Raw genomic sequence first — 17904 nt, forward strand, 5'->3', positions numbered from 1 at the left:
ATAGGGCGATTGGCCATTTTGCCTGTTTGAAAGTGATTAATCCATGCCCCAAGAAACTTTATCTGCTTCTACCTTGTACGTTGAAAATTCGATTCCGATTTTCAGTCGAGAAGAGCCTTTTGCCAATGTGTTGCAGGATATACAAACTCAAGGCTGGAGTGTGCAAGATGATTTCTTTGCTAGTGATTTTACTCAAGCTTTGATGGCCGAAGCGCAGAACATTGAAAATGCGGCCATGTTGCAAGCTGGGGTTGGTCGTCAGCAAGATCACCAAGTGAGGTTGGATGCGCGTCGCGATAGCATTCAATGGATTGATGCGGATCGGCCCATTCGTCGAGATTTTCTCAGCGCAATGGAAGCCTTGCGTGTGGTGTTGAATCGTCGTTTGTTTTTGGGCTTGTTTGACTATGAAGCGCATTTTGCTCGTTATGAGGCTGGAGCATTTTATGAAAAGCATCTGGACGCTTTTCATGGGCGCAGCAATCGAGTCTTGTCGACTGTTTTGTATTTGAATCAAGATTGGCAACAACAAGACGGTGGCGAGTTCGTTTTGTATGATGAGCGTGATACAAAGTATGAATTAGGACGTTTTTTACCTCAACAAGGCCGTTTGGCCATCTTTCTCAGCGAAGCTTTTCCTCATGAGGTGTTGGCGGCCAAGCGCACTCGTCACAGTATTGCAGGGTGGTTTCGCGTCAATAATTCTACAGGGCAGTGTGTTGATCCGGGTCAATAGAGATAGGTTGAGGCCGATTGTTCTCTAAAATCTATGCAGTTTTTAGCCTGCTAAGCTCGAAATAGGTGAGATAACTCTCTATAATGCGCGCCGTTATTAATTGCTCTGGTTTTACGTTCCAGATCGCATAGGAGATAGAAAACATGTCAAACATTGTTGTTTGTGCCCTTTATAAATTCGTTGAGTTACCGAACTACGAATCCCTTCGTGAACCTTTATTGAACGTCCTTGAAGACAATGCTGTGCGTGGCACCTTGCTGTTGGCCAGCGAAGGCATCAACGGAACCGTAGCGGGCAGCCGCGAAGGCATTGATGCCATGTTGGCTTGGTTGGATCAGCAACCGGGTTTGGAAAATATCGTTTATAAAGAGTCATACGACCAAGACATGCCGTTTTACCGCACTAAAGTAAAACTGAAAAAAGAAATCGTCACCATGGGCGTAGAGGGCATTGACCCTAAGCGTGTGGTGGGAACGTATGTTAAACCGCAAGATTGGAATGCGTTGATTTCAGATCCAGATGTGGTGTTGGTGGATACGCGTAACGATTACGAAGTACAGATTGGGACTTTCAAGAATGCGGTCAATCCTAAAACTGATACTTTCCGTGAGTTTCCTGCTTATGTAGAAGAAAACATGGATCCTAAAAAACAGAAAAAAGTGGCTATGTTCTGTACTGGTGGGATTCGTTGTGAGAAATCCACTGCTTACATGCTAGAGCAAGGTTTCGAAGAAGTGTATCACTTGGAAGGTGGCATTCTAAAATACCTTGAAGACGTGCCAAAAGAAGACACCCTATGGGAAGGAGAGTGCTTCGTTTTTGATAATCGTGTGTCGGTTAATCACGATCTAGAAAAGGGTGAGTACGATCAATGTCATGCTTGTCGTATGCCGATTACGGAAGAAGAGAAGCAGGACGAGCGATACCAACAAGGCGTCAGTTGCGTACATTGTTTTGATAAGTACACAGACAAACAACGACAGCGTTTTATCGAACGTGAGCGCCAAGTGCAATTGGCGCGTCAGCGTGGTGAAGAGCATATTGGCGCAGAAGTATTGGATGCGGTTGAAAAACACCGCCAAGAAAAAGCCGCTGAGAAAGAGCGTCAGCGTAAGATTCGCGAAGCGAAACAAGCGAATTCTTAAAGGTCGAGTTTGTTGTTCACTCAAGGCTTACTGATTCAGTAGGCCTTTTGTTTAACTGCAAACACTTGATCTTTAAGCAAACTTAAGCGAATGAAAAATGCCTATTTGGGCTTTCTTTCGTGTATCAGTGGTTTCCCAATGGCGTCGACTGCCGTACAATGAAAAATCGCTTTTTAATAGCCAGAATTCAAAATGAGTTATCAAGTTTTAGCACGTAAGTGGCGCCCCCAGACCTTCCTTGAAATGGCGGGGCAAGACCATGTTCTTCAAGCTTTGGTGAACGCTTTGCGACAGCAGCGTTTGCACCATGCTTATTTGTTTACAGGTACGCGTGGTGTGGGCAAAACCACCATTGCTCGTATCTTCGCAAAGTGCTTAAACTGTGAAACCAATGGCATTTCCCCTGAACCTTGCGGGACTTGTGACAGTTGTCGAGAAATTGCTGAAGGTCGCTTTGTTGATTTGATCGAAGTCGATGCGGCGTCTCGAACCAAAGTCGAAGACACCCGTGAGCTACTGGAAAATGTGCAATACGCGCCTACTCGCGGGCGCTTTAAAGTCTATCTGATAGACGAGGTGCACATGCTGTCGACTCACTCTTTCAATGCCTTATTGAAAACCTTGGAAGAGCCGCCTGAGCACGTGAAGTTCTTGCTCGCCACGACCGATCCCCAAAAGCTACCGGTTACCATTCTGTCACGCTGTTTGCAGTTTAATTTGAAGAACATGTCACCGCAGCGCGTGGTGGATTATTTGCAAACGGTATTGAACAGCGAACAAATCCGTTTTGATCAGCCAGCGCTTTGGCAAATTGGTCAAGCCGCGAATGGCAGTATGCGTGACGCCTTGAGTTTAACAGATCAGGCCATTGCTTTTGGTGACGGTAATATTTCTGAGTCGGGTGTGACCGCCATGTTGGGCTTGGTCAATCAAGCGCAAATACTGGATTTGTTGGAATCGGTTGCAGCAAAAAATGCTGCTCAAGTCTTGTCCCGTATTGAAGCCTTAGCCGATTACCAACCGGATTTCACTGCCATTTGTGGCAGTTTGCTGGATTCATTACATCGTGTGGCGATTGAGCAGCAAGTGCCAGACGCTTTGACGGATCAGCTTGGCGATTTAGCGCGCATTCAACAATTAGCACAAAGCATTCGTCCGGAAGAAATTCAGCTGATGTATCAAAGTTTGTTGATTGGTCGTCGTGACTTGCATTTGGCGCATTCTGCTCGTGCAGGATTTGAAATGTTGATGTTGCGTTTGATTGCCTTTCGCCCTGCACCGCCTATGACAGTGAGTCATGAGACACCGCCTGCAGAAACGATAACAGCAGAAAAAAAAACACCTGAACCCACTGACGTAAGCTCAGCAAGCTCATCAGCCGAGCATGAATCCGCGACAGCAACGCGTGTGGAATCTGTGGCGGTAGAGCCGACAGAAGAAATTCCAGAGATTGATCCCGAATCTTCATCAGCAGCGCTTACAGAAGACAGTCGCAACCAAGCGGATAACAAGCCGAGTGAACAAGACGATCTGAATGCAGAGGCGAGTGCAGAGCTTGGTGAAGAGACGCATGCTGAACAAGCTTTGTCTGCTGCCGAGCGCCCACCTTGGGAAGAGGCGCCTAGCGATGAGGTACAAACGGCTGAAGCGGATTCAGCTTTAGTGAGTTCAGTGGCGGATGAGCCTGCTCATATTAATGAATCCGAAGCGACAGACTTGCCACCAGCAAAACAGCAGGCTACCTCGGCAAGAGTGGAGTCTTTATTAGAAACGTCGCACACCATGAATCAAGCGGTGGACGAAGATGAGGAAGAAGACGAAGAAGAAGCCGAAGAGCGAGCGATTGCGGATGTGGAAGATCCGTTTAACCCCGCTGCGGATTTGGTCGAAGCCTTAATTACCGAGACGGATGCTGCGGATACGCAAGTTGAAACGGAATCACCGTCAGATCCTCGTTTAGCAAAGGTGCCGGACACCATAGCGCAGCCTGCTTTAGGTATGCCATTACCGCCTTTGAATCATTATAATGAGTTGACCATGCAGACCTGGTGGCTAGTTGCACCACGTTTGCCTTTGACGGGCTTGGTGCAAAACATTCTGATGAATTCCAGCATGGTGGACGCCAGTGATCAGGGGATTCGTTTGCAGGTGCCATTAGAATATGGACACATGCTGAATCAAGTCCGTTATGAACAAATCCAAGGGGCGCTGAGTGACTTTTTCGCCATGTCAGTGCCCTTAATTATTGATACCGTGGCCGACACCGAAGGGGTGACGGCGGAAGAATTTGCCGCCAGCAAACGCGCAGAAGCGTTGCAGGTAGCCATTGAACATTTGAATTCACATCCCGTTGTGCAAGCCTTATCGTCCGCGATGGGAGCACAATTGGTCTATGATTCGGTAAAAGTTAAAGCTTAATTTGGAGAGAAAACTATGCTTAAAGGTGGAATGGGTAACATGATGCGCCAAGCGCAGAAAATGCAAGAAAACATGCAAAAGGCCCAAGAAGAAATTGCCAACATGGAAGTCGAAGGCCAAGCCGGTGCGGGTTTGGTGAAAGTACTCATGACGGGTCGTCACGATGTAAAACGTGTGTCCATTGACGATTCTTTGTTCGAAGATGACAAAGAAATGTTGGAAGACCTGATTGCCGCCGCCATGAACGACGCGGTGCGCAATATAGAGCAAAGTCAGAAAGAAAAAATGGAAGCAGCGACCGCAGGAATGTCTTTACCACCCGGTTTTAAAATGCCTTTCTAGGAGCCGACAACTTGTTTAGTCCGCTGATTTCACAATTGATTGAGTCCTTGCGTTGTTTGCCCGGTGTCGGGCCGCGCTCGGCGCAGAAAATGGCCTTGTATCTTTTAGAGCGTGATCATCAAGGCGCCGATAAGCTTGCGTTAGCACTTCGTGACGCTTTGGACAAAGTGGGGCGCTGTAGCAGTTGTCGTACTTTGACGGAAGAGTCGGAGTGCGAAATTTGCCAAGACTCAGAACGTGATGCGACACGCTTGTGTATCGTTGAAACACCTGCTGATGTGGTCGCCATTGAATCTGCGGGGGCCTATCGGGGGCGTTATTTTGTGTTGCTTGGGCATTTATCACCCATAGATGGCATTGGCCCCGAAGAATTAGGCTTAGATCGTCTTGAAGATTTGGTGGTGAAAAATCAGGTGGAAGAAGCCATCATTGCCACGAATTCGACGGTAGAAGGTGAGGCGACTTGTCACTACATCGCCGAGAAATTAAAAGCATTGAACATTAATGTCAGTCGTATTGCTCATGGTGTGCCAATGGGTGGTGAGCTGGAATACGTTGATGGTAATACTCTGGCGCTCGCGTTAGAGGGACGGAAGACACTCTAAAATGAATGATCTCGAAGAGACATTGAATATTGTTTGGGTCGAGGATAATGCATCCTTAGCCCGTTGGTGTGACTATTGGGCGCAATTGCCTGTTATTGCGGTGGATACGGAATTCATCCGTCGTACCACTTATTTTCCTATCACGGGTTTGATTCAAATCAGTGAAGGGGAGCAAGCGGTACTGATCGATCCACTTGGTATTGATGATTGGTCACCCTTGAAAGATTTAATGGTAAAGCCTTCCGTGATGAAGGTGTTCCATGCCTGCTCTGAAGATTTGGATGTGTTTGAGCGTTTGTTAGGTGTCTTACCAAGCCCCTTCTACGATACCCAAGTGGGGGAAGCCTATGCCAGTGCACAATGGTCATTAAGTTATGTGAAACTGATTCACGAATACTTGCGCATTGAAGTGGCAAAAGATGAAACACGCTCGGATTGGACACAGCGACCGCTTACCCATGCACAAAAACGCTACGCAGCGTTGGATGTGGTGTATTTGGCCAAAGTCTATCCGCTGCAAGTGGCGCGTTTGCAAGACAAAAAAATGCTTGCATGGGTTATGGAAGATTGTGAATCCTTAAAGTGGCAGTTCCAGCTAAATGCCGACCCAGAGCAAAACTGGCAAGGTATCAAGACAGCTTGGCGTCTCACACCACAAAGTTTGACACTGTTGCGTTTGTTGTTTATCTGGCGTGATGAGCAAGCCCGTCAAGAAAACGTGCCAAAAGGTCAAGTTTTGAAAGATCGCACCTTGTGGGCCTTGGCGAAAAGCATGCCGATGCATCACAAAGCCATGTCAAATGCAGAAGAGATAACGGGTCGTCAGCAGCGATTGTACGGTGATACCATTCTAGAGAAGGTGGCTCTCGTCAAGCAGTTATCGACTGATGAATTTCAGCAAGCTTTGGAAGCGCCCTTGCCTTCACAGGCGGGGGAGTTGACCAAAGCGGTAAAAGCCTACGTGAGAGGTCGTGCTGAAACCTTGGGAATTGCGCCAGAAGCTATGATGAAACGTAAGTTACTGGAGCCAATCGTGCGCCATTTGTTTGATGGTTCAGCGATGGATTGGCAGAATCCAGCCATGACAGGTTGGCGCAAAGAAGTGATTGTGAATCCTATATTAGACAAGTTTAAAAACGCTTAATTGGGTTGCTCAAGCAACCAAGAGAAACCTATGAAACAGCCATTAATTATTGAAGTATTTCGCTCCTCAAAGCGCGATGAAATGTACATTTATGTTGAAAAGACAAGTGGATTGTCAAAAGTACCTGAGGAGTTGATGGAGCGTTTTGGTAAAGGCGTCAGTGCCATGACCATGCTGTTGACCGCTGAAAAAAAATTGGCGCGCGCTGAGGCGCAGACGGTCATTGACGCCATTCGTGAGCAAGGCTTTTATCTGCAATTGCCACCTGTGAAAGACGATTACTTGTTGGATCTATACAAAACGCCAACTGAGGCCGTTTATTAGTTATGATCGCCAAGCGTTACGAGCCTTTTTGGAAGACAGTGCCATTGGCAAAAATGTCTTCTGAGCAATGGGAATCCATTTGCGATGGGTGTGGCAAATGCTGTTTGCAAAAGTTACAGGACGAAGACACGGAAGAGGTGTATTACACTAATCTTTCGTGTCATCAGTTAGATATTACCCGTTGTCAGTGCAAGGTTTACGAAACAAGACAGACTATTGTGCCAAGCTGTATTACGCTGACACCCGATCAGATTGATGAGTTTCACTGGCTGCCAGACACATGCAGTTATCGTGTTTTGCATGAAACGAAGGAACTGCCTAACTGGCATCCTTTGCTCATCGGTAGCAACAAAGAAATGCTCCGTCAGGGGCTGACTGTTCAACACTATGCTGTTAATGAAAATACGGTGGATGAAGAAGACTGGGACACTCATATTATCAAATGGGTGCACGGTATGCCGGAGCCTTATGATTTGAGTTAGGCATAACATCCTAGATGACAGCAGTGTGATTAAAGGAGTTCAGCGTTTTGAAATGGTTGAAAATACGTGCTCTGTTGTTAATGGTTGGGTTAGGTCTAGCAACACCTGTTGTCTATGCTGATGCGCAATTTCGTGTCATAGTGGATGCCTCTGGCAGTATGTTGATCAGTGATCCTGATAAGCTTACGGCCGAGGCATTACGTCTCATTTCCAATCTTGCACCCGATGACAAAGCCACTTTGGGCATTTGGCTGTTTGGTGAAGCACCACGTGTGTTAGTGCCTGAAGCGCCAGTCAATGCACAAACCAAAGCACGGGTAGCCAGTTACGTCAACAGTTATGTCACGCAAGATGTCAAAACCGATCTTGAAGCCATCATTAAACTCTTGTTAGAAACACCGGATTCTGGCGAGTTAGCACCGGGTTTTGATCGTCATTGGATCCTAGTGACCGACGGCATGGTCGACATCAGCTTAGACGAAGCGGTAAATAAAGCCTCCCGTGAACGTATTCTGAACGAGTTAGCACAGCAACTTGAGTCGCTTAATATCCATTTACATACTATTTCTATGACGGGCTACACAGATAAATTGTTGCTCGAAAATTTGTCCTTACGTACTAACGCTACACATACCGAAGTGGCGGTGCCGCAAGATTTGCTGGACACCTTTGAGCGCATATTTTCACAAGCCTCACCCTCTGATGAATTGCCATTTGAAGGGGATCAGTTTGCGGTGGATGAGGCGATTAATGAACTGACCTTGGTGGTGTTCCATGAAAAAGGTGAGCAGCCACAAGTAATATTGCCGGATGATTCTACCTTGCCTCTGGTAGGGGGAGAAAAGGTCGCTGTGTCGGCAGCAGATCATTACACCCTCATTAGTGTGCAAGATCCACTGCCCGGCATTTGGCAAGTGAAGAATGTGGATTTGGCACGAAGCAGTGTCCGAGTGATCACGGATCTGGGCGCGCAAGCCACCAAGATTGCCCCGGTGATTTTTGTCAATGAACCAATTTTTTCCTCTATCGGCTTATTCCAAAAGGGGGTACTGGTGCAAGATCGCCAGTTGTTGGATTTGTTAAAGGTTGAACAGACTTTGTATCGTCTGAATGGTGAGCAAAAAGAACCTGTTGTAAGTTACGATCTGAAGATGACCAACAACCAATTTAAAGTACGTCTAGAAGGCATTTCTGAGCCGGGTAATTATGAATTGGTCAGCTCGGTGGATGGGCAGACGTTTAAACGCCAGTTGAGTCAGTTCTTTACTGTGCATCCAGCCATTGAATTTACCGGTTCCACACCCAGTGACGATTTGGTGGCATTGACGGCTAAGCCGGTGAATTTGAAATTGAATCTGTTGCGCTCTAGCGTGATGTTAGAATTTATTGAGCAGGATGGCTCGCAGCGTCGTGAAGAGATGCCGTTAATTGGTCAAGGTTACTGGGAAAAGGTGATGCCGGTTTCCCCTGATGATCATTTATTGGTGCAAGCAAGCTTGTTGGCTGTGACACAAACAGGATTACGTTTTGAATACACCACGCCGCAATGGCACCTTGACCGTCATGGGGGGGCGAAAGCCAATGTATCGCAAGACGGACAGTCAGGATTGCCGAGTTTATTGGTGACGCCAATCAATTCTGAAAATCGTGAAGCCATGGCCGTCGCTGTCGCTCCTCTAGTGTCCGTGGTTGAAGACGACGATGACCTAGTGGATCAAGTTATGGCTGAGGAAAGCGCCGAGGAAACAGCATCTGACGAAGATTTGCAGGCGACACTGAAAGAAGATGCTGAGCAAATGACGTCCAGCGATTGGATTTTATACGCTGCGTTAAACCTAGGGGGTCTTGCTGTTATTGTCGGCGGTATACTATTGTATCGCCGTCTCCGTAAGTCTAACAATAATTGAAAGAGAGTGAAGATAAACCAAGATGTGTGAATTGTTAGGCATGAGTGCCAACGTGCCGACGGATATTTGTTTTAGTTTTTCGGGCTTGCGTGCCCGTGGTGGTCGTACTGGCCCCCATAAAGACGGCTGGGGTATGGCCATGTATCGAGATGGGGATGTCTGGGCCATTCATGACCCAAGACCCAGTGCCGATTCCGATATGGCCGAAGTGATGAGTCAAACCTCACTCAAGTGTGACATCGTTATTACTCACATTCGTCAGGCCAATGTGGGCCAAGTCTGTTTGCTTAATACCCACCCTTTTAGCCGCTTGTTATGGGGCAAGACCTGGTCTTATGCCCATAATGGACAATTGGCAAAGGCACAAGAATTATCAATCGAGAAAACCCATCCACTGGGCAACACAGACTCAGAACGGGCGTTTTGTTGGATTATTGAGCAACTGCAAAGGCGTTTTGACGAGGGGGAACCGGATGTAGAACGTCTGGCTCGGGCATTATCGGCATTGGCATCACAACTCAAAGAGCGCGGTGTGTTTAACATGATGCTGTCTGATGGCCAGCGTCTTTATTGCTTTTGTACCACCAAATTACATTGGATTACTCGTCGTGCACCATTTAAAAAAGCCAGTCTCTCTGACGAAGATGTCATAGTGGATTTCAAAGAAGTGACCACAGACAAAGATGTGGTCACTGTGATTGCCACACAGCCTTTGACACAGGATGAAACTTGGCAACAAATGCAGCAAGGCGAATTGTGTGTGTTTGACGGTGGTGAAGTGGTGGCGCAGATTTATGCAGAACAACAGAGTGATGCAGTTTGAGCCTTAAAGATCATCAGCAAAGACGACCTACCCCCTGTTTGAAAAGGATTCACACAGGGGGCATGCATTTCATTATTGCACTAACTCATTGTCACCGAATTCGCCTTCAAACAGGACGGTTGATAAGTAACGTTCGCCGGAATCCGGCAATACCACAACGATTTTCTTATCTTGGTATGCTGCTTGCTGGCTTAAACGCTCAGCGGCAACCACAGCGGCGCCACAAGAAATACCGCATAAAATGCCTTCTTCGCGCATTAAGCGTTTGGCCATGTCAATCGCGTCTTCGTTGCTAACTTGTTCCACTAAATCGACCACAGATAAGTCTAGGTTTTTCGGCACAAAACCTGCGCCAATACCCTGGATTTCATGTGGTGCAGGGGTGGGTGTTTCACCCTTTAAGGTCTGTGTAATTACCGGGGAACTGGTCGGTTCGACTGCCACACTGATAATGGCTTTGCCTTGTGTGTGTTTGATATAACGACTCACACCCGTAATGGTGCCGCCCGTACCGACACCCGCCACAAATACATCAATGTCTCCGTTGGTGTCTTGCCAAATTTCAGGGCCAGTAGTTTGTTCGTGAATTTCTGGGTTGGCAGGGTTTTCGAACTGTTGCATCAACACAAAGTTGTCGTCTTGGGCGATTTCTTGCGCTTTTTCAATCGCGCCTTTCATGCCTTTGGCAGGTTCCGTTAATACTATCTTGGCCCCCAAGGCCTTCATTACTTGGCGACGTTCCAAGCTCATGCTGGCTGGCATGGTAATGGTAATAGGGTAGCCGCGAGAGGCCGCCACAAAGCACAGAGCAATACCTGTGTTACCACTGGACGGTTCGACGATGGATTTGCCCTTGGTGAGTAGACCTTTTTTTTCTGCGTCCCAAATCATGTTAGCGCCAATACGACATTTCACGGAAAAGGCTGGGTTACGCGCTTCCAACTTGGCGTAAATGTTGCCATTACCAATTCTGTTTAATCGAACCAGCGGTGTATTGCCTATGGTCAGAGAATTGTCGTCGAATACTTGATGAGACATAGCATTATCCTTTTTGTTTTGGTGAATTGAGAAGTACTGCTTGTGTCAAAATTGTTATGTAAGCGGTTTAGCGCTGCTTCACTATAACCTCTTCATAGGGATTAATGTTAGAATTTCCAACGATATCGATAGAATGTGTGCGCCTTTCATTTTCTTTGCGCACTGACAACACCTAATCAATTAGGAACTTTGTTTGGACACCATGCAAAATCATCTTGTGATGACCAAAGATCGTCATCGTATTCACCGTAAGCAAGAGCAAATAGACAAGCGGCAAAAAGACGGACTGCCGTTCGACAAACTGGCCAATGAGTTAGCCGACCTAGTTGAGCAATCCCGTGAACGTTATGACGCTCGTTTGGCCGCGATGCCAGACGTCCGTTACGATGAAAACTTACCTGTGGCCGCCCGTGCCGATGAAATCATCAACGCCATTGAAGCGCATCAAGTGGTCATCATCGCGGGGGAAACAGGCTCGGGAAAAACCACTCAATTACCAAAAATGTGTTTGCAGGCTGGCCGTGGTCAAGCTGGCTTAATTGGTCATACGCAACCACGACGCCTAGCAGCGCGCAGCGTAGCGGAACGCATCAGTGATGAACTGCAAGTGGAATTGGGAGAACAAGTGGGTTTTCAGGTGCGTTTTAGCGATGAAAGCAGTGACAATACCCTGATCAAATTGATGACAGACGGTATTTTGCTGGCGGAAATTCAGCAAGACAAACGCCTCTATAAATACGACACCATCATCATAGACGAAGCTCACGAACGCAGCTTGAACATTGACTTTTTGTTGGGCTATCTTAAACAAGTGTTGGCGGTGCGTCCTGATTTAAAAGTCATCGTCACCTCGGCCACCATAGATGTGGAACGTTTTTCTAAGCATTTTGATAATGCGCCCATTATTGAAGTGTCTGGCCGAACTTATCCGGTGGAAATTCGTTATCAGCCCTTGTTGAGCAAAGCCGACTCCGAGCTGGACGAAGATCAAAGTATGGAGCAGGGCATCTTAGATGCGGTGGAGTGGTTGATCGCTGAAGAAAAAGGCTCAGGTTATCGTGGCGCGGGGGATATTTTGGTGTTCCTTCCAGGAGAACGTGAAATCCGCGAAACCGCTGAGATTTTACGCCGTGCTGAACTGCGCTCTACCGAAGTCTTGCCCTTGTACGCCAGACTAACCGCCAGCGAGCAGCAACGCATCTTTAAACCTCACTCAGGGCGACGAATTGTACTTTCAACTAACGTGGCCGAAACCTCCTTGACCGTGCCGGGCATTCGTTATGTGATTGATCCAGGATTAGCCCGTATCAGTCGTTACAGTGTGCGTTCCAAAGTTCAGCAGCTACCCATCGAAAAAATCAGTCAAGCCAGTGCCAACCAAAGGGCAGGCCGTTGTGGTCGTGTGGCAGAAGGGATTTGTATTCGCTTGTACGATGAAGCGGATTTTAACAATCGACCTGAGTTTACTGATCCGGAAATTTTTCGTACCAATTTGGCCTCGGTCATTTTGCAAATGGCCAACCTGAAACTGGGCGCTGTGGAGAAATTCCCTTTTGTAGAAATGCCAGAAAAACGCATGATCAATGATGGGTATCGTGCGTTAACCGAATTAGGCGTCCTGAAAAAAGATCGTTTAACGCCCATTGGCCGCCAGTTAGCGAAATTGCCGATTGATCCAAAATTAGGTCGTATTCTGATCGCGGCCGAGCATTATGGTGTGTTATCTGATGTGTCTATTATTGTCAGTGCCTTGTCCATTGCTGACCCAAGAGAACGTCCACAAGATAAGAAAACTCAATCGGATCAGGCTCACGCGCAAGACAAGGACGAAGATTCGGATTTTGCTGTTTTCTTAAATCTCTGGGAGCGATTTGAAACTCAGCGCCAAGCCTTATCGCAAAATCAATTGCGCCAATTCTGTCGTAAACAATTTTTAAATTTTATGCGCATGCGTGAATGGCGTGACATTCATCGTCAGATCATGATTGCTTGTAAGCAACTGGGTTTCAAAGACAAAGCCAGTGATACGCGTAATTACGAAGCCATTCATCGCTCTTTGTTGGCTGGTTTGTTCACTCAGGTGGCCAACAAGATGGACGACAGCAAAGACATGCTGGGCTGTCGTTCGCGTAAGTTGTCTATTTTTCCGGGTTCCATCTTGTTTAAGAAGCCGCCTCAATGGGTGATGGCGGCTGAGCTGGTGGAAACCAGTAAGCTTTATGCCCGTGTGGTGGCGCGCATTGACCCTGCCTGGATTGAAGAATACGCGGGGGCTTTTGTGAAGCGTCAGTATCTCGATCCGCATTTTGAGCGTAATCAAGGCCGTGTCATGGCCAATGAACAAGTGTCCTTGTATGGACTGATTATAGTGCCAAAACGCCGGGTGGATTATGGTCATGTGCAGCCTGAAGAAGCCCGTGAGATTTTCATTCGTTCAGGTTTGGTTGAGCGAGAATTGCGGACTAAGCTGGCGTTTTATCGTCACAACAAAGCCCTGATCGATGATGTGGAAATGCAGGAAGCCAAGCTGCGAAAGCGTGATATCTTGGTCGACGACGAAGCGGTGTTTCAATTCTATGATCAGCGTTTACCAGAGAATGTACGTAATCTGAAAAGCCTTGAGCATTTTGTGAAAACTCAGCCCGATGCTTTGTTAATGAGCAAAGCGGATTTGATCAATCAACAGGTGGCGGTGGATGACATAGCCTTTCCTGACTCTTTTGGTTTAAATGGCGTAGCTCTGCCGATTGATTATAAATTTGAGCCGGGTAAAACCACGGATGGCGCGACACTTAAAGTGCCTGTTGGCTTATTACGTCAGTTAAGTATTGAAGATTTAGGCTGGGCGGTGCCGGGTTACATCAAGGAGCGTTGTGAAGCCTTGATTCGCGCTTTGCCGAAAGTGCTGCGCCGTCGCTTTGTGCCGATTCCCCAGTTTGTGGATCGCATTTATCCTAATTTATCGAAAGAAAAAGGGGATTTGCTAGAACAACTCAGTTTGCAGATTAAACGCGAAACCTTGATTGATATTCCTCTAAACGAATGGAATGTCGATAAACTGGATTCTCATTTGACGCTTAATCTAGAAGTGGTTGACGAGCGTGGCAAGGTGTTAGGACAAGGTAAAGATCTGGCGCAATTGCAAAGCCAGTTTAGCGATCTGGTCGAAGAGAGTTTTGCGAAATTCGGCACCAAGGCCCATGAAGAGGAAGGTCTTACCGAATGGCCGGAACAGGGCATTGCAGAACGGCAAGAAATCAAGCAAGCGGGTATTAAGGTAACCGCCTTTCCTGCACTGGTGTCGCAGGGTGAAACCGTGGCGTTGAAAATGTTTGATGACCAGAGTACCGCTATTGAAACCCATCGTAAGGGTGTGATTACCTTGCTCAAGCTGACCTTGAACAAAGAAATGCGTTATTTGAAAAAGAATCTGCCTAAACTCAAAGAGTCCATGTTGATATTTGCCCCCTTGGGACCCAAAGAATCTTTGTTGGAAGATCTGCTGGATGCCATTCTGAACAAGGTGTTTTTGGATCAACGTCCTTTGCCTCGACAGAAGCAGGAGTTTGTAGAGAGCGTGGCCGACCACAAAGGCAATTTGATTGCGGTCGCCAATGACATGGCAGAACAGCTGTATCGTGTCTTGTCTTCTTATCAAGGCGTAGCGAAACGCATGAAAGGCAATATTCCTTTGCCTTGGACACGCATTTACGGTGACATTCAGTTCCAGCTTGGGCAGTTGATTTACCCCGGTTTTATCGGCAATACGCCACTGTTTTGGTTGGGGCAATTGCCACGTTATTTCAAAGGCATTGAAGTGCGCTTGGAGCGCTTTCAAAACCACTTAAACAAAGAGAATCAGCTTGTGTCTGAGTTAGAAGGCTTGTGGCAAACCTATGCAAAACAGAAAAAGGCTCATGATGAGAAAGCCTTGTATGATCCCGAACTCATGAAATACCGTTGGATGTTAGAAGAGTATCGGATTTCATTATTTGCGCAATCGGTCGGAACCTTGGAACCCATTTCGGCAAAACGTCTTGCCAAACAATGGCAAGACGTCAAAAAATTAGTGTCATAAGAATTGACTAGAATGTAGGCTCTGGCCTGTATTTTCATCAGTAGGAAGGAAACATGCTTAATCGTATCAATGTGTTGATCTTTGGTTGTTTGTTATTGCTTAGCCAATCACTATGGGCGGCAACAGAAGAAGATCCTTGGGAAGGCTTTAATCGTGCCATGTTCACCTTTAATGACGCGGTAGATGGTGCGGTATTAAAACCTCTTTCCAAGGGCTATAAAAGGGTTACGCCGAACCCGGTGCAGAAAGGGGTAAGCAACTTCTTCTCTAATTTAGGGGAAATTGGCAACATCACCAATAATTTGTTGCAAGGAAAATGGGATCAAACAGCCTCTTCCACTTGGCGTTTCATCATCAACAGTACCGCGGGTTGGTTTGGCATTTTTGATGTTGCCAGTGAAATGGGGTTAAAAAAATACGATGAAGACTTTGGGCAAACACTCGCCTATTGGGGGGTGTCTTCTGGGCCTTATTTGGTGTTGCCTTTCTTTGGGCCATCGACGGTGCGTGACGGTGCTGGTCTTGCGGTGGACTTGACTTACGATGATGGCATCAGTCGTTTGAATGTGAACTCGGATGAAGAAACGGGTTTATTCGTGCTCGATATAGTGGAAACACGAGCCGGGCTACTGAGTACTGAGTCCCTTATCATTGGTGATCGCTACAGTTTCATTCGTGACATCTACTTACAAAATCGTGAGTTTGAAATTTACGATGGTCAGGTTCCAGCGCCATCTTCTCAAGCCAAGCCGGACAGTGATTCAGCTGCTAGTTGGGGGGATGAATCTGGCGACGATAGTTGGGGAGATGACTCTAGTTGGGGAGATGACTCAGCGGATAGCTGGGGCGACGATGCTGGTGATAGCTGGGGCGACGACAGCAGCAGCTGGTCGCAATAATCTAAGGTGGTTGTGATAAATCTTAATAGCAGGACAGTCTCTTTAAGCCTCTGTCGTCTTTAGGTGGAAAGTATTGCTATTCCACCAAAGACTTGGAAAGACAAAGCTGGTTATTGAGTTGGTTACTGAGTTGGCTAGGGCTGAACAGTGACTTTCAACAACTTACCTGAATCTGTGCCCAAATAAAGCACGCCTTTTGAATCTTGCGCAATGCAGCGTAAACGTTCATTCAAGTCTTCTAAATAGCGCGTTTCCTTGGTGCTGCCATCTTGCTCAACATGAATTTTATTAAGATGACGTAACGCTAAAGCGGTGGACAAAAAGTCGCCATTCCAGTTTGAGAACAAGAACCCTTGGTACTTAATCAGGCTGCTAGGCGCAATAGAAGGAATGTACACCTTGATTGGGTTATCGATGCCGTCTTTTTCTGTGCCTTCGCCAACGCTGATTGGCCCCCAATATTCCTTACCATAGGAGACAATTGGCCAGCCGTAGTTAGCGCCTGGGCGAATCAGATTGATCTCGTCACCACCGCGTGGGCCATGTTCATTGGACCAAAGCGTTTGAGTGTCTTGGTCATAGAATAATCCCTGCGGGTTTCGATGCCCATAACTCCAGATTTCATTTCGAATATTGGCGTGAGAAACAAAGGGGTTGTCTGCCGGTACCTTGCCATCCAAGTTAAGACGAATGATGCTGCCCGCGTGATTGCTTAAGTCTTGCGCGCTTTTACGCACACCGCGATCGCCAATGCTGAAGAACACATGTTGTTGGTCATCAAAGGCAATGCGTCCACCGTAATGTTTGCTGGTGTCGGTAGCGGAATCACTGACCAATAGGTCTTGCCAGTTGACCAATTGAGTGCCGCTAAGCTTTGCTCTTGCCAGTGTGGTTACTGAGCCTTTATCCGTCGATTTGGAATAAGTGAAATACAACCAGTTGTTTGCAGACGATGGATCGTTTGCTTGAAAGTCTGGTAATTTTGCCACATCCAATAGACCACCTTGACCACGGCTATCAACGCTTGGCAAATTGCTTAATGCCTGTTTTTCACCCGTATTCAGATTAACCTTGTAGGCTTCACCTTGTTTGACGGTGACAATGGCAAATTGGTCATCAAGCAAGCTAATGCCCCAAGGTATGCCGTTGAATTCGGCAACTTGCGAAACATTAAGTGGCGTATCATCACTGTTTTCATGCAGACTGTCTGCATAGAGATTGAATGATAATAAGCTGATGAAAAGAATGATCCAATATGGCATTTGGCCCCCTGAAAATTTTCGTTCAGTATATAGAAAATAGTCAAAGAAACAGCGGCTGAAAAGACATTTCCTTTGCTATTACTGATTACTTACCCAGTTTGAAGTAGTGTTCAGGACTCGGTGCTTAATTGAATGAATATGCTAACAATTGATTAATATTTGTGCAATTTAGCCGAAATAACGCTCGCCTTGTGCAACATGGCGTGTCACCACGGCATTGGCAGCAATAATGGCGTCATCAGCGATTTCGACACCGGGTAAAATCTTAGCCCCTCCGCCAATCCATACACGATTGCCGACCCTAATAGACTGAGCAACACATTCGCCAGAAGCGCGTTGTGCTGCGTCTCTTGGGTGATCCACGGTATAAAAATGCGCCGCTGGACCAATCAACACCTGATCGCCAATATAAATGGGTGCGCTGTCGAGCATCACGCAATGAAAGTTGATGTAGACGTTTTTACCCAAATGAATTTGACTGCCATAGTCGCACTGAAAACCAGGCTCAATGATGGCCTGTTCGGATTGTGCGAACAAGCGAGTAATGTGTCTAAGATTGCCTTTGCTGGGGTGAGCATTGTATTTTGCACAAGCGAGGCGGGCGGCTTCGCGCTTTAATCTCAACTCAGTCTCCAGACTGTTAAACGCCTGTCCAGAGAGCATTTTTTCAAATTCCGTCATCTGTGTGCTGGGCCTGTTTT

General features: G+C 46.9%; 15 protein-coding genes. 12 read left to right on the plus strand and 3 right to left on the minus strand.

Going from position 1 to position 17904, the window contains the following annotated elements; genetic code table 11:
• Positions 1–43 precede the first annotated feature (43 nt).
• The 10 genes from ACXAH2_RS08640 (at position 44) to ACXAH2_RS08685 (ending at position 9926) form a co-directional block, all read left to right on the plus strand.
• Positions 44–736: a 2OG-Fe(II) oxygenase gene (locus ACXAH2_RS08640; protein WP_475077906.1), complete on the plus strand. Its 693-nt coding sequence runs from the start codon at positions 44–46 to the stop codon at positions 734–736.
• Between the two features lie 143 nt (positions 737–879).
• Positions 880–1881 (plus strand): oxygen-dependent tRNA uridine(34) hydroxylase TrhO, encoded by a 1002-nt coding sequence (gene trhO / locus ACXAH2_RS08645; protein ID WP_475077907.1) that lies wholly within the window; start codon positions 880–882, stop codon positions 1879–1881.
• Between the two features lie 192 nt (positions 1882–2073).
• Positions 2074–4299 carry a DNA polymerase III subunit gamma/tau gene (gene dnaX, locus ACXAH2_RS08650; protein WP_475077908.1) on the plus strand — a complete coding sequence of 742 codons (2226 nt, stop codon included), beginning with the start codon at positions 2074–2076 and terminating at the stop codon, positions 4297–4299.
• 15 nt (positions 4300–4314) lie between these two features.
• Positions 4315–4641, plus strand: a complete 327-nt coding sequence (locus ACXAH2_RS08655) for a YbaB/EbfC family nucleoid-associated protein (protein WP_475077910.1) — start codon at positions 4315–4317, stop codon at positions 4639–4641.
• An 11-nt stretch (positions 4642–4652) separates the two neighbouring features.
• Positions 4653–5246: a recombination mediator RecR gene (recR, locus tag ACXAH2_RS08660; protein WP_353668678.1), complete on the plus strand. Its 594-nt coding sequence runs from the start codon at positions 4653–4655 to the stop codon at positions 5244–5246.
• A gap of 1 nt (position 5247) precedes the next feature.
• Positions 5248–6390, plus strand: a complete 1143-nt coding sequence (gene rnd / locus ACXAH2_RS08665; RefSeq protein ID WP_475077912.1) for a ribonuclease D — start codon at positions 5248–5250, stop codon at positions 6388–6390.
• Between the two features lie 30 nt (positions 6391–6420).
• Positions 6421–6714, plus strand: a complete 294-nt coding sequence (locus tag ACXAH2_RS08670) for a YcgL domain-containing protein (protein WP_475077914.1) — start codon at positions 6421–6423, stop codon at positions 6712–6714.
• A 2-nt stretch (positions 6715–6716) separates the two neighbouring features.
• Positions 6717–7196, plus strand: a complete 480-nt coding sequence (locus tag ACXAH2_RS08675) for a YcgN family cysteine cluster protein (RefSeq protein WP_475077916.1) — start codon at positions 6717–6719, stop codon at positions 7194–7196.
• Positions 7197–7243: 47 nt separating this feature from the next.
• Entirely contained in the window at positions 7244–9103 is a 1860-nt protein-coding gene (locus tag ACXAH2_RS08680; protein WP_475077917.1) for a VWA domain-containing protein, read from the plus strand.
• A 22-nt stretch (positions 9104–9125) separates the two neighbouring features.
• Complete coding sequence (locus ACXAH2_RS08685; protein ID WP_475077919.1) at positions 9126–9926, plus strand: class II glutamine amidotransferase; 801 nt, start codon at positions 9126–9128, stop codon at positions 9924–9926.
• Between the two features lie 72 nt (positions 9927–9998).
• On the opposite strand, the gene cysK is transcribed toward ACXAH2_RS08685, so the two are convergent.
• Positions 9999–10964: a cysteine synthase A gene (gene cysK / locus ACXAH2_RS08690; protein ID WP_475077920.1), complete on the minus strand. Its 966-nt coding sequence runs from the start codon at positions 10962–10964 to the stop codon at positions 9999–10001.
• A gap of 202 nt (positions 10965–11166) precedes the next feature.
• On the opposite strand from cysK, the gene hrpA reads away from it, so the two are divergent.
• Together hrpA and ACXAH2_RS08700 are read left to right on the plus strand one after the other, a co-directional pair.
• On the plus strand, positions 11167–15042 hold the full coding sequence (hrpA, locus tag ACXAH2_RS08695; protein WP_475078049.1) for an ATP-dependent RNA helicase HrpA: 3876 nt from the start codon (positions 11167–11169) through the stop codon (positions 15040–15042).
• A gap of 53 nt (positions 15043–15095) precedes the next feature.
• Complete coding sequence (locus tag ACXAH2_RS08700) at positions 15096–15941, plus strand: MlaA family lipoprotein (protein WP_475077922.1); 846 nt, start codon at positions 15096–15098, stop codon at positions 15939–15941.
• Positions 15942–16075: 134 nt separating this feature from the next.
• On the opposite strand, the gene ACXAH2_RS08705 is transcribed toward ACXAH2_RS08700, so the two are convergent.
• Positions 16076–17203, minus strand: a complete 1128-nt coding sequence (locus ACXAH2_RS08705) for a PQQ-dependent sugar dehydrogenase (RefSeq protein WP_475077924.1) — start codon at positions 17201–17203, stop codon at positions 16076–16078.
• A gap of 168 nt (positions 17204–17371) precedes the next feature.
• Positions 17372–17884, minus strand: coding sequence for a DapH/DapD/GlmU-related protein (locus ACXAH2_RS08710; RefSeq protein ID WP_475077925.1), 513 nt, complete (start codon positions 17882–17884; stop codon positions 17372–17374).
• Positions 17885–17904: the final 20 nt, after the last annotated feature.

The sequence above is a fragment of the Marinomonas sp. ABL3_031 genome, from assembly GCF_056161265.1.

Coding starts and splice junctions, on each gene's coding strand:
- rnd (WP_475077912.1), top strand. CDS start 5,248: ATGAATGATCTCGAAGAGACATTGAATATTGTTTGGGTCGAGGATAAT.
- ACXAH2_RS08685 (WP_475077919.1), top strand. CDS start 9,126: ATGTGTGAATTGTTAGGCATGAGTGCCAACGTGCCGACGGATATTTGT.
- ACXAH2_RS08675 (WP_475077916.1), top strand. CDS start 6,717: ATGATCGCCAAGCGTTACGAGCCTTTTTGGAAGACAGTGCCATTGGCA.
- ACXAH2_RS08655 (WP_475077910.1), top strand. CDS start 4,315: ATGCTTAAAGGTGGAATGGGTAACATGATGCGCCAAGCGCAGAAAATG.
- cysK (WP_475077920.1), bottom strand. CDS start 10,964: ATGTCTCATCAAGTATTCGACGACAATTCTCTGACCATAGGCAATACA.
- trhO (WP_475077907.1), top strand. CDS start 880: ATGTCAAACATTGTTGTTTGTGCCCTTTATAAATTCGTTGAGTTACCG.
- hrpA (WP_475078049.1), top strand. CDS start 11,167: ATGCAAAATCATCTTGTGATGACCAAAGATCGTCATCGTATTCACCGT.
- ACXAH2_RS08700 (WP_475077922.1), top strand. CDS start 15,096: ATGCTTAATCGTATCAATGTGTTGATCTTTGGTTGTTTGTTATTGCTT.
- ACXAH2_RS08640 (WP_475077906.1), top strand. CDS start 44: ATGCCCCAAGAAACTTTATCTGCTTCTACCTTGTACGTTGAAAATTCG.
- ACXAH2_RS08710 (WP_475077925.1), bottom strand. CDS start 17,884: ATGACGGAATTTGAAAAAATGCTCTCTGGACAGGCGTTTAACAGTCTG.
- dnaX (WP_475077908.1), top strand. CDS start 2,074: ATGAGTTATCAAGTTTTAGCACGTAAGTGGCGCCCCCAGACCTTCCTT.
- ACXAH2_RS08705 (WP_475077924.1), bottom strand. CDS start 17,203: ATGCCATATTGGATCATTCTTTTCATCAGCTTATTATCATTCAATCTC.
- ACXAH2_RS08670 (WP_475077914.1), top strand. CDS start 6,421: ATGAAACAGCCATTAATTATTGAAGTATTTCGCTCCTCAAAGCGCGAT.